At 62.4% G+C, this 11160-nt stretch carries 10 protein-coding genes and 1 riboswitch; of the genes, 9 read left to right on the plus strand and 1 reads right to left on the minus strand.

Features of this window, described 5'->3' with window-relative positions; genetic code table 11:
* Positions 1–33: 33 nt before the first annotated feature.
* The 5 genes from PQQ53_RS02860 (at position 34) to metF (ending at position 4658) form a co-directional block, all read left to right on the plus strand.
* Positions 34–756: an LrgB family protein gene (locus PQQ53_RS02860; protein ID WP_408140262.1), complete on the plus strand. Its 723-nt coding sequence runs from the start codon at positions 34–36 to the stop codon at positions 754–756.
* Positions 757–866: 110 nt separating this feature from the next.
* Positions 867–1631, plus strand: coding sequence for a glycosyltransferase family 2 protein (locus PQQ53_RS02865; RefSeq protein ID WP_408323245.1), 765 nt, complete (start codon positions 867–869; stop codon positions 1629–1631).
* A 111-nt stretch (positions 1632–1742) separates the two neighbouring features.
* Positions 1743–1879, plus strand: a riboswitch (S-adenosyl-L-homocysteine riboswitch).
* Between the two features lie 33 nt (positions 1880–1912).
* Complete coding sequence (gene ahcY / locus PQQ53_RS02870; protein ID WP_408140265.1) at positions 1913–3334, plus strand: adenosylhomocysteinase; 1422 nt, start codon at positions 1913–1915, stop codon at positions 3332–3334.
* 128 nt (positions 3335–3462) lie between these two features.
* Positions 3463–3816: a phage holin family protein gene (locus PQQ53_RS02875; protein ID WP_121315967.1), complete on the plus strand. Its 354-nt coding sequence runs from the start codon at positions 3463–3465 to the stop codon at positions 3814–3816.
* Between the two features lie 11 nt (positions 3817–3827).
* Positions 3828–4658, plus strand: a complete 831-nt coding sequence (gene metF / locus PQQ53_RS02880) for a methylenetetrahydrofolate reductase [NAD(P)H] (RefSeq protein WP_408140267.1) — start codon at positions 3828–3830, stop codon at positions 4656–4658.
* Between the two features lie 57 nt (positions 4659–4715).
* On the opposite strand, the gene PQQ53_RS02885 is transcribed toward metF, so the two are convergent.
* Positions 4716–5348 (minus strand): class I SAM-dependent methyltransferase, encoded by a 633-nt coding sequence (locus tag PQQ53_RS02885; RefSeq protein ID WP_408140269.1) that lies wholly within the window; start codon positions 5346–5348, stop codon positions 4716–4718.
* A 175-nt stretch (positions 5349–5523) separates the two neighbouring features.
* Between PQQ53_RS02885 and PQQ53_RS02890 the strand changes: the two genes are divergently transcribed.
* The 4 genes from PQQ53_RS02890 (at position 5524) to PQQ53_RS02905 (ending at position 11159) form a co-directional block, all read left to right on the plus strand.
* Positions 5524–7167: an ABC transporter substrate-binding protein gene (locus tag PQQ53_RS02890; RefSeq protein ID WP_408140271.1), complete on the plus strand. Its 1644-nt coding sequence runs from the start codon at positions 5524–5526 to the stop codon at positions 7165–7167.
* Between the two features lie 195 nt (positions 7168–7362).
* Entirely contained in the window at positions 7363–8991 is a 1629-nt protein-coding gene (locus PQQ53_RS02895) for an ABC transporter substrate-binding protein (RefSeq protein WP_408140273.1), read from the plus strand.
* Positions 8992–9141: 150 nt separating this feature from the next.
* Positions 9142–10152, plus strand: coding sequence for an ABC transporter permease subunit (locus tag PQQ53_RS02900; protein ID WP_042327049.1), 1011 nt, complete (start codon positions 9142–9144; stop codon positions 10150–10152).
* Between the two features lie 89 nt (positions 10153–10241).
* Positions 10242–11159: an ABC transporter permease subunit gene (locus tag PQQ53_RS02905; protein ID WP_408140276.1), complete on the plus strand. Its 918-nt coding sequence runs from the start codon at positions 10242–10244 to the stop codon at positions 11157–11159.
* Position 11160 lies beyond the last annotated feature (1 nt).

Genomic DNA, 11160 nt, shown 5'->3' on the forward strand with positions numbered 1-11160 from the left:
TCCTGATCTGCCATTTCTGCCCAAGGCGCCTCGATGAGCACGCTCTATTCGTCCCTGTTCGCCGACGATGCCTCGCGTCTGATCGCAGCCGGCTGTTTCGTGCTGACGGTGGCGCTGTATTTTGCGTCCAAGGCGCTGTACGCGCGCTTCAGATCACCGTGGCTGACGCCGCTGCTGGCGGTGCCGGCCGTGCTCGCGGCGATTGTCGTGCTCGCGCACATTCCGTATGCCGTCTACTTCCAGGACACGCGCTGGCTGATGTGGCTGCTCGGGCCCGCGACGGTCGCGTTTGCGGTACCCATCTACGAATACCGTGAATTGCTGAAGCGGCACTGGATTTCGCTGACGGTCGGCGTGACGGTGGGGATCGTCGTGGCCGTTGGCGGCTCGTTGATGCTCGCGAAGCTGCTGCATCTGTCGCCGGAGCTGCAACGCAGCCTGATGACCCGCTCGGTGTCGACGCCGTTCGCGCTCGCTGTCTCCGACCGGATTCACGCGCCGCGGGATCTCACCGCGCTCTTCGTGATCGCCACGGGTGTCTGCGGGATGCTCTTCGGCGAACTCGTGCTGGGCCTCGTGCCGCTGCGCACGCGGCTCGCGCGCGGTGCGCTGTTCGGTGCGGCGGCCCACGGCGTGGGCACCGCCAAGGCACGCGAACTCGGTAGCGAAGAGGGCGTGGTCGCCAGTCTGACCATGATGATCGCCGGCGTCGTGATGGTGCTGCTCGCGCCGATGCTGGGGCTGCTGCCAATTTGAGGCTGCGGCCCGTCGCTCAGGTCGTCAAGCCTCGGCGTTTTCAAGATGGACGCCGCGAGAAGCCGGATAACATCGACGGCTTTCCACCGTCGACCCGCCCGCTTCAACTCATGACGCCCATCTCGATCCTCATTCCCTGCTACAACGGCGCGGCCACGCTCGCTCGCGCTTTGCAAAGCTGCCTGATCCAACCTGAAGCGGCGCAAATCGTCGTGGTGGACGACGGTTCGACCGATGCGTCCGTGGAGATCGTCGCTCATTACGGCCGCCTCGATCCGCGTGTGGGTCTGTTGCGCATGCCGTATAACGGCGGCGCCGCGCGGGCGCGCAACTGGGGTGCGCTGCACGCCGCGCACGATCTGCTCGCCTTCCTCGACGCCGACGACGAATACCTGCCCGGCGCATTGAGCGCCGCAAGCGCGTTCCTCGCGCAGAATCCGGCGGAAGTCTCAGTGCGGCTCGACGTCGAGTACACGGATTTTCCCGTCGAACTCACCGCGCATCCCGACTTCGCGGCACATGCGCAGACCCTCAGCAATACGGTGCCGAGCAGCCTGATCATCCGCCGTGCGGTGTACGCGGCGCTCGGCGGCTTCCCGATGGACGATGCGTTTCGACGCCTGGGCGGCGAAGACGGCGCATTTTCGTGGGCGCTGCGCGAGATTTTCGGCAACCCGCGTCTCGACGACGTGAAGCGCGTGCGCATGCATTACCACGCAGGCATCCATGCCGAACGCTACTTCCGCGTCGCGCTGGGGCTGCAGATTCCAGCCGAGGCCGATATCGCCGATGCATTCCGCTTCTCCCGGCAGTTCCTCGACACCGCTCGCGAGGGCGTCGGGCGCTTGCGCGCGGCGCGGGTAATCGAACGCTGACGCCTGTCACGCGGGCCTCTTCGCCACGCTCCACACCCCAACCCGCCCCGCCGCAATCCACCCCGCGCCCGCACGCCCCGAAGCCATCTCGATTTGCTACAATCGCCGTTCGTCTTCGAGGAGCGTTGCGACGGGTACCGCGAATCAGCATATTCGCCGGCCGCCCGCCAGGCTCGAAGGCTTCAATCGGAGGGCTCGGATGCGCATCGCGCTGTCCTATCCACCGCATCGAACCGCGCTCACGTCAAATTTCTAGTCAATTTCTTAGAAAGGAGGGCGTGATGAACGCCGCAGTTATCGATTCGCAAGCTTCCAAAGATTTCATCGTTGCCGACATGTCGCTTGCCGACTGGGGTCGCAAGGAACTCACCATTGCCGAGACGGAAATGCCCGGTCTCATGCAAACGCGTGAAGAGTACAAGGCGCAGCAGCCGCTGAAGGGCGCGCGCGTCGCAGGTTCGCTGCACATGACGATCCAGACCGGCGTACTGATCGAGACGCTCACCGCGCTCGGCGCCGACGTCCGCTGGGCATCGTGCAACATCTTCTCGACCCAGGATCACGCCGCTGCGGCCATCGCGCAAGCCGGCACGCCGGTGTTCGCGTTCAAGGGCGAATCGCTCGACGAATACTGGGAATTCTCGCACCGCATCTTCGAATGGCCGAATGGCGAATTCGCCAACATGATCCTCGACGACGGCGGCGACGCCACGTTGCTGCTGATCCTTGGCTCGAAGGCCGAGAAAGACCGTTCGGTCATCTCGAAGCCGACCAACGAAGAAGAAGTTGCGCTGTACAAGTCGATCGCGAAGCACCTCGACGCGGACCCGACCTGGTACTCGACGCGTCTGTCGCACATCCAGGGCGTGACGGAAGAAACCACGACCGGCGTACACCGTCTGTATCAGATGGAAAAGGAAGGCCGCCTGCCGTTCCCGGCGATCAACGTCAACGACTCGGTCACCAAGTCGAAGTTCGACAACCTGTATGGCTGCCGTGAGTCGCTCGTCGACGGCATCAAGCGCGCGACCGACGTGATGATCGCGGGCAAGATCGCCGTGGTCGCCGGGTACGGCGACGTGGGCAAGGGCTGCGCGCAATCGCTGCGCGGTCTGGGCGCGACCGTGTGGGTCACCGAAATCGATCCGATCTGCGCGCTGCAGGCGGCGATGGAAGGCTACCGCGTCGTGACGATGGAATACGCCGCCGACAAGGCCGACATCTTCGTGACGGCCACCGGCAACTACCACGTGATCGGCCACGACCACATGAAGGCGATGCGTCACAACGCGATCGTCTGCAACATCGGTCACTTCGATTCGGAAATCGATGTCGCGTCGACCCGTCAGTACCAGTGGGACAACATCAAGCCGCAAGTCGACCACATCATTTTCCCGGACGGCAAGCGCGTGATCCTGCTGGCTGAAGGCCGCCTCGTGAACCTGGGTTGCGCGACGGGCCACCCGTCGTTCGTGATGTCGAACTCGTTCACGAACCAGACGCTCGCGCAGATCGAACTGTTCACGCAGGGCAAGAAGTACGAGAACAAGGTGTACGTGCTGCCGAAGCATCTGGACGAGAAGGTCGCCCGTCTGCATCTGGCGCGCATCGGCGCGACCCTGACCGTGCTGTCCGACGATCAGGCCGGCTACATCGGCGTCGACAAGAACGGCCCGTTCAAGCCGAACCACTACCGTTATTAAGCACGCGGGCGGGTTTCGCATGACGGTTTGAAGACAGGGCGGCGCGTAATGCGCCGCTTTGTTCGCCATGCCCCGCCTTTTTCCGTGCTTCTTCCGTTAATGGACATCCTGCCGACAAGGAGCTCTACATGACCGTGCTGTTGACCTGGCTGATCAACGCGCTTGCGCTGCTGATCATCACCTATCTCGTTCCGTCGATCCATATCCGCAGCTTCGGCACCGCTTTGCTGGTCGCGGTGGTGCTCGGGTTGATCAACACGATCCTGCGCCCGGTGCTGATCCTGCTGACGCTGCCCGTCACGATTCTCACGCTCGGACTCTTCATCCTGGTGGTCAATGCGCTGTGCTTCTGGCTGTGCGCGTCGCTGCTGAAGGGCTTCGAAGTGTCGGGATTCTGGTCGGCGTTCTTCGGCTCGATTCTGTACAGCATTGTTTCGTGGCTGCTGTCCGCGCTCATTTTCGGCAACCGCAGCTTAGGTTGACTTACTGAATCATGAACCCGATCGAACTTTCATTCGAATTCTTCCCGCCGAAAACGCAGGAAGGCGTCGACAAGCTGCGCGCCACGCGCGCACAACTCGCGTCGCTCAAGCCCAAGTTCGTGTCCGTCACGTTCGGCGCCGGCGGCTCGACGCAACAGGGCACGCTCGATACCGTCGTCGACATGGCGAAGGAAGGGCTCGAGGCGGCGCCGCACGTGTCGTGCATCGGCTCGTCGAAAGAGAGCCTTCGCGCGATCCTCAACGAGTACCGCGCGCATGGCATTCGCCACATCGTCGCGCTGCGCGGCGATCTGCCGTCCGGCATGGGCGAGGTAGGCGAACTGCGCTACGCGTCGGAACTGGTGAGCTTCATCCGCGCCGAGTTCGGCGACTGGTTCTGGATCGAGGTGGCCGGTTATCCGGAATACCATCCGCAGTCGCGCTCGCCGCGTCACGATCTGGAAAACTTCGCGAACAAGGTAAAGGCGGGCGCGAATTCGGCGATCACGCAGTACTTCTTCAACGCCGACGCATATTTCCGTTTCGTCGACGACGCGCGCAAGCTCGGCGTCGATGTGCCGATCGTGCCGGGCATCATGCCGATCACGAACTTCTCGCAGCTGATGCGCTTCTCCGAAATGTGCGGCGCCGAAGTGCCGCGCTGGGTCGCACGCCGGCTGGAGAGCTTCGGCGACGACCGCGAGTCGATTCGCGCGTTCGGGCTCGATGTGGTAACGGACCTGTGCCAACGGCTGATCGACGCGAAGGTGCCGGGGCTGCATTTCTATACGCTGAACGGCGCCGCGGCGACCAAGGCGATCTGCGAACGGCTCGGCGCGTAATCAAGCGCTCAAGCAGCAGGCAGTAAGCAATCCGCGCGGCTGCAACGGCCGCGCGGACTAGTCCGACACCTTCCGCACATAGAGCTGATACAACGGCGCGGACAGTAGCTCCAGCTTGCGAAAGTTCAGATTGACGAACGCGTCGATCGCGGGCTTCGGGCAACGCAGCGGGTCTTTCCCTGACGGCAACTGCTCCGACCACAGGTAGTCGTCGAACACGATGACGCCGCCCACCTTCAACAGCCTGAAGCCAAGCACGGCATCGGCCAGCACGTCGGCCGCCTGGTGCGACCCGTCGACATACACGAAGTCGAAGTAACCCTTCCTGCCCGCGGCGATCAAACGCGCGAGGCATTCGTCCGAATACCCCTTGTGTACCGTGAGCTGCGCGCGGCCCGGATATTTGCCGGCCGCGAGCGTCACATTGTGATGAAAGCGCGCCTCGACCGCGCTCATGTCGGCTGGCGCGACGCCGCCCGCCTGGTGTTCGATGCCGCCTTCCCAGCTATCGATGCAATGCAGTTCGATGGGCTGGCGAGGCGCCAGCGTGTCGATCAGATAGCAGGCGCTCGCGCCTTCGTACGAACCGATTTCGAGAATCCTCGCGGGCGCATGGTGCGTCATCAACTGATCCCACACGCCTTTGGCGAGGGCGTCGAACCAGTTGTTGGTGAATTGGTACGAGGTCATGATGCCAATTAAAGAGTCGCCTAAATCGGCCATTATCTCGCGCCGGTTATTTCAAAAAAGATCGCCGCGCACATACGGCTGCGCTGCGCGCGACGTGGTAAGTCCCTGTTGAAGCTCATTTTTGTGCTGTCTATGATCGAAGCGCAGCTGACCCGGCTGCTGTGCGGAGGACGATATGACAGTGTCACAGAGGCTGTTTGCGCTTCACCAGTTCTGCCTGCCCGCTCTTGCCGCTTTCGCGGTCGCCGCGAGCGGCATGGCGCCCGTCGCGTCGCACGCGGCCACGCTGCCCGACAAGACCCTCGTGTTCTGCTCCGAAGGCAGCCCGGCGGGCTTCGACACCGCGCAATACACGACGAGCGTCGAATTCAGCGCGGGTTCGTACACGGTCTACAACCGGCTGATCGAGTTCGCGCACGGCAGCACCGATATCGAACCGGGCCTCGCCGAAACATGGGAGGTGTCGCCGGACGGCCTGACCTATACGTTCCATCTGCGCCACGGCGTGAAATTCCAGACGACGTCGTTCTTCAAGCCGACGCGCGAATTCAACGCCGACGATGTCGTCTTCACCTACGAGCGAATGCTTGATCCCGATCAGCCATTCCGCAAGGCGTACGCGGTGCCGTTTCCGTATTTCACCGATTTAGGCCTGGCGAAAAACATCACGAAGATCGAGAAGGTCGATCCCTACACGGTGCGCTTCACGTTGAAGGAGGTCGACGCGCCGTTCCTGCAGCAAATCGCGATGCCATTCGCGTCGATCCTGTCGGCGGAATATGCGGATCAACTATTGAAGGCGGGTAAAGCGTCCGATATCAATCAATATCCGGTCGGCACCGGCCCATTCATTTTCCGCAGCTATACGAAGGACGACACGATTCGCTTCGACGGTAATCCCGACTACTGGAAGCCGGGCGTGGTCAAAGTCAGCAAACTCATATTCGCGATTACCGTCGATCCTGCGGTGCGTCTGCAAAAGTTGAAACGCGGCGAATGCCAGGTGATGGCGTATCCGCGGCCCGCCGATATTCCGGCGGTTAAAGCCGACCCATCGCTTGCGATGCCGAACGAGGTGGGCTTCAACCTCGGCTATATCGCGTACAACACCACGAAAAAACCGCTCGACAACGTGCTGGTGCGCCGCGCGCTCGATATGGCGATTCACAAGAAAGCGATTATCGAGTCGGTCTACCAGGGCGCCGGCCAGCCGGCGACCAATCCGATGCCGCCGACGCAGTGGGGCTACGACAAGAACCTGAAAGACGCGCCATACGACGTCGAAAAAGCGAAAGCGCTGCTGAAACAGGCGGGTTATCCCGACGGCTTCGACCTCACGCTGTGGGCGATGCCGGTGCAACGGCCGTATAACCCGAACGCGCGGCTGATGGCGGAAATGCTGCAAGCCGATTGGGCGAAGATCGGCGTCAAAGTGAAAATCGGCACCTATGAATGGGGTGAGTACATTCGCCGCGGTCATCAGGGCGAGCATGAGGCGATGCTGATCGGCTGGACCGGCGATTATGGCGATCCGGATAACTGGCTTGCCGTATTGCTGGGCTGCGACGCGGTGAATGGCAGTAATTTTGCCAAATGGTGCTACAAGCCTTACGACGATCTGATCAAAAAAGGCCGTGGCACCACCGATATGGCGGAGCGTACTAAAGCCTATATGCAGGCCCAGGAAATCTTCAAAGACCAGGTGCCGTTTACGCCGATTGCCCATTCCACGGTCTATCAGCCGATCAGCAAGAACGTGGTGGGTTTCAAGATCGACCCGTTCGGCCCGACGCAATTCATGAACGTCGGCCTCAAATAGGCACGGCAGGCGGTCTTTCTGCCGCGCTTGCCCGCTGATGCCGCACGATCCGGCCCTCGCCGGCGTGCGGCTGTCTCTTTGCACGAAGTGTTTCCGATCGCCGACAGGGGGAATTTCCTCCGCTTGTTGCCGCAAGCCAAGCTCAAGTAATATCGCGCTACGCTGGCGGGAGCCGGCCCTGAACCTGGAGGAAACATGAAGCAAAACAACCTGTTGCGCGCCGCGCGTGTTACGACGCTCGTCGCTGCTGCAGCGGCATCGCTGGTGGGTGCGAACAACGCGCGCGCCGAGATTCCGAACAAAACGCTCGTCTACTGCTCGGAAGGCAGCCCCGCGGGTTTCGATCCCGCTCAATACACGACGGGTGTCGACTTCACGGCCAACACGTTCACCGTTTATAACCGTCTCGTCGAATTCGAACGCGGCGGCACCAAGGTCGAACCGGGTCTCGCGGAGAAGTGGGATGTGTCGGCGGACGGCAAGACCTATACGTTCCATCTGCGTCACGGCGTCAAATTCCAGACCACGTCGTTCTTCAAACCGACGCGCGAATTCAACGCCGACGACGTCGTGTTCACGTTCCAGCGCATGCTGGACACGAATCAGCCGTTCCGCAAGGCTTATCCGGTGCAGTTCCCGTACTTCACCGACATGGGCCTCGACAAGCTGATCACCGGCGTCGAAAAGGTCGATCCGTACACGGTCAAGTTCACGCTGAAGGAAGTCAACGCGCCGTTCATCCAGAATCTGGCGATGGAATACGCGTCGGTTCTGTCGGCCGAATACGCGGATCAACTGCTGAAGGCCGGCAAGGCGGCCGACATCAACCAGTTCCCGGTCGGCACGGGCCCGTTCATTTTCCGCAGCTACACGAAGGACGCGACGATCCGCTTCGACGGCAATCCTGAATACTGGAAGCCGAACGCGGTGAAGATCTCGAAGCTGATCTTCTCGATCACGCCGGACGCCGGCGTGCGCGTGCAGAAGATCAAGCGCGACGAATGCCAGGTGATGAGCTATCCGCGTCCGGCCGACATCGCGCCGCTCAAGGCCGAGCCGAACATCGACATGCCGTCGCAGCCGGGCTTCAACCTCGGCTACCTCGCGTACAACGTGACGCACAAGCCGGTCGACAAGGTCGAAGTGCGCCAGGCGCTCGACATGGCGATCAACAAGAAGGCGATTATCGAATCGGTGTACCAGGGCGCGGGTCAGCTGGCCACGAATCCGATGCCGCCGACCCAGTGGTCGTTCTACAAGGATCTGAAGGCCGCGCCTTACGATCCGACCCAGGCCAAGGCCCTGCTCGCCAAGGCCGGCTATCCGAACGGTTTCGACCTCACGCTGTGGGCGATGCCCGTGCAGCGCGCGTACAACCCGAACGCCCGTCTGATGGCGGAAATGATCCAGGCCGACTGGGCCAAGATCGGCGTGAAGGCGAAGATCGTCACGTATGAATGGGGCGAGTACATCAAGCGCGCGCACGCAGGCGAGGACGACACGATGCTGATCGGCTGGACCGGCGACAACGGCGATCCGGACAACTGGCTCGGCACGCTGCTCGGCTGCGAGGCGGTCAACGGCAACAACTTCTCGAAGTGGTGCTACAAGCCGTTCGACGATCTGATCCAGAAGGGCCGCGTGACGTCCGATGTGGCCGCGCGCACCAAGGCTTACGTGGAGGCGCAGCGGATCTTCGCGCAACAACTGCCGTTCTCGCCGATCGCTCACTCCACGGTCTACCAGCCGGTCAGCAAGAAGGTGGTCGACATGCGCATCGAACCGCTCGGCTACGCGCGCTTCGACGGCGTGAGCGTCAAGTAAGCTGGGGCGTCAGCCTGCAAGCAAGTCGTAAATTTCGCGCAGTACGCTTTTCGCACGGTTAGAAAACTGGTCGAAATGGTCCGGCGACCGGGGTCACAAGCCCTCGTCGCCGGTTGCGTTTTTTCTTCATCAAGACCATAGGGACGAACCATGTTCCGCTTTGTTTTGCGCCGCATTGGCATGGTGATACCGACGTTCATCGGCATTACGATCCTCGCGTTCGCGCTGATTCACCTGATACCGGGCGACCCCATCGAAGTGATGATGGGCGAGCGCGGCGTCGATCCCGCGATGCACGCCGCAGCGATGCACCGCCTCGGGCTCGACGAACCTCTGCCGATGCAGTACGTCCATTACATTGGCCGCGCCCTGCACGGTGATCTCGGCACCTCGATCATCACCAACACCAGCGTGATGGGCGAATTCCTCGCACGCTTTCCCGCCACCGTCGAACTGTCGATCTGCGCGATGCTGTTCGCGCTGATCGTCGGTCTCCCCGCGGGCGTGTTCGCCGCGCTCCGGCGCGGCACGGTGGTCGATCACGGCGTGATGGGCACCGCGCTCACCGGCTACTCGATGCCGATCTTCTGGTGGGGCTTGATCCTCATCATGGTGTTCTCGGTGAAGCTCGGCTGGACGCCGGTGTCGGGCCGCATCGCGGTCGAATACGACATTCCGCACGTGACCGGCTTCATGCTGATCGACGCGATGATGTCCACCGACGAAGGCGCGTTCAAATCCGCGCTGAGCCATCTGATTCTGCCTGCCATCGTGCTCGGCACGATTCCTTTGGCGGTCGTCGCGCGGATGACGCGTTCGTCGATGCTCGAAGTGCTGCGCGAGGATTACATCCGCACCGCGCGCGCGAAGGGCTTGTCGCCTGGGCGCGTGATCGTCGTGCATGCGTTGCGCAATGCGCTGATTCCCGTTGTGACGGTGATCGGCTTGCAGGTCGGCACGCTGCTCGCGGGCGCGGTGCTGACCGAGACGTTGTTCTCGTGGCCCGGTATCGGCAAATGGCTGATCGACGCGATCGGCCGGCGCGACTATCCGGTCGTGCAGGGCGGTATCCTGATGATCGCCACGCTGGTGATCGTCGTGAACCTCGTCGTCGATCTGTTGTACGGCGTGCTCAACCCACGCATCCGCCATACGAGGTGAAATATGAACCCCCACGCTCACTCACGTTCGCTGCCCCCCGCGGGGGCGCATGCCTCCCTTGAGGCGGCTCTGCGGGAGGCATGACGACCATGGCAGACATACAAAATACAGTCCCCCAGGCAGTGACGCCGCCCAGCGGCCGCGCCATCGCGGCCCGTGAATTCTGGGCCAACTTCTCGCGTAATCGCGGCGCGGTCGGCGCCGGCGTCATCGTGCTGGTGTTGATCTTCGTCGCGATCTTCGCGCCGTTGATCGCGCCGCACAGCCCGATCGAGCAATACCGCGACTTCGTGAAGATTCCGCCCGCATGGCTCGACGGCGGCAACTGGAAGTTCATTCTCGGCACCGACGAAGCGGGCCGCGACATCCTCTCGCGTCTGATGTACGGCGCACGGCTGTCGTTCTGGATCGGCTTCGTGTCGGTGGTGCTCGCGCTGATTCCGGGCATCGTGCTTGGCCTGATCGCCGCGTTCTTCGAGAAGTGGGCCGACACGCCGATCATGCGCATCATGGACGTGCTGCTCGCATTGCCGTCGCTGCTGCTCGCGGTCGCGGTGGTGGCGATCATCGGCCCCGGTCTCGTCAACACGATGCTCGCGATCGCGATCGTCGCGCTGCCGGGCTATGTGCGCTTGACGCGCGCATCGGCGCAGGGCGAGTTGCAGAAGGAGTACGTGACGGCTTCGCGAGTAGCGGGCGCCGGCACCTTGCGGCTGATGTTCTCGCAAGTGCTGCCGAACTGCACCGCGCCGCTGATCGTGCAAGCCACGCTCGGTTTTTCCTCGGCGATTCTCGATGCTGCCGCGCTCGGCTTTCTCGGGCTCGGCGTGCAGCCGCCGTCGGCGGAGTGGGGCGCGATGCTGGCCTCGGCGCGCGATTACATCGACAGCGCCTGGTGGATCGTCACCATGCCGGGTCTGTCCATCCTGATCTCGGTGCTCGCGATCAATCTGCTCGGCGACGGGCTGCGCGACGCACTCGATCCCAAACTGAAACGGATGGCATGAC

Origin of the sequence: Paraburkholderia strydomiana (assembly GCF_046030495.1) — a bacterium.
GTDB lineage: Bacteria > Pseudomonadota > Gammaproteobacteria > Burkholderiales > Burkholderiaceae > Paraburkholderia > Paraburkholderia strydomiana_A.

Bases quoted from the DNA above. Each gene is read 5' to 3' on its own strand.
- ahcY (WP_408140265.1), top strand. From the start codon at position 1,913: ATGAACGCCGCAGTTATCGATTCGCAAGCTTCCAAAGATTTCATCGTT.
- PQQ53_RS02875 (WP_121315967.1), top strand. From the start codon at position 3,463: ATGACCGTGCTGTTGACCTGGCTGATCAACGCGCTTGCGCTGCTGATC.
- PQQ53_RS02895 (WP_408140273.1), top strand. From the start codon at position 7,363: ATGAAGCAAAACAACCTGTTGCGCGCCGCGCGTGTTACGACGCTCGTC.
- PQQ53_RS02890 (WP_408140271.1), top strand. From the start codon at position 5,524: ATGACAGTGTCACAGAGGCTGTTTGCGCTTCACCAGTTCTGCCTGCCC.
- PQQ53_RS02860 (WP_408140262.1), top strand. From the start codon at position 34: ATGAGCACGCTCTATTCGTCCCTGTTCGCCGACGATGCCTCGCGTCTG.
- PQQ53_RS02885 (WP_408140269.1), bottom strand. From the start codon at position 5,348: ATGACCTCGTACCAATTCACCAACAACTGGTTCGACGCCCTCGCCAAA.
- PQQ53_RS02900 (WP_042327049.1), top strand. From the start codon at position 9,142: ATGTTCCGCTTTGTTTTGCGCCGCATTGGCATGGTGATACCGACGTTC.
- metF (WP_408140267.1), top strand. From the start codon at position 3,828: ATGAACCCGATCGAACTTTCATTCGAATTCTTCCCGCCGAAAACGCAG.
- PQQ53_RS02865 (WP_408323245.1), top strand. From the start codon at position 867: ATGACGCCCATCTCGATCCTCATTCCCTGCTACAACGGCGCGGCCACG.
- PQQ53_RS02905 (WP_408140276.1), top strand. From the start codon at position 10,242: ATGGCAGACATACAAAATACAGTCCCCCAGGCAGTGACGCCGCCCAGC.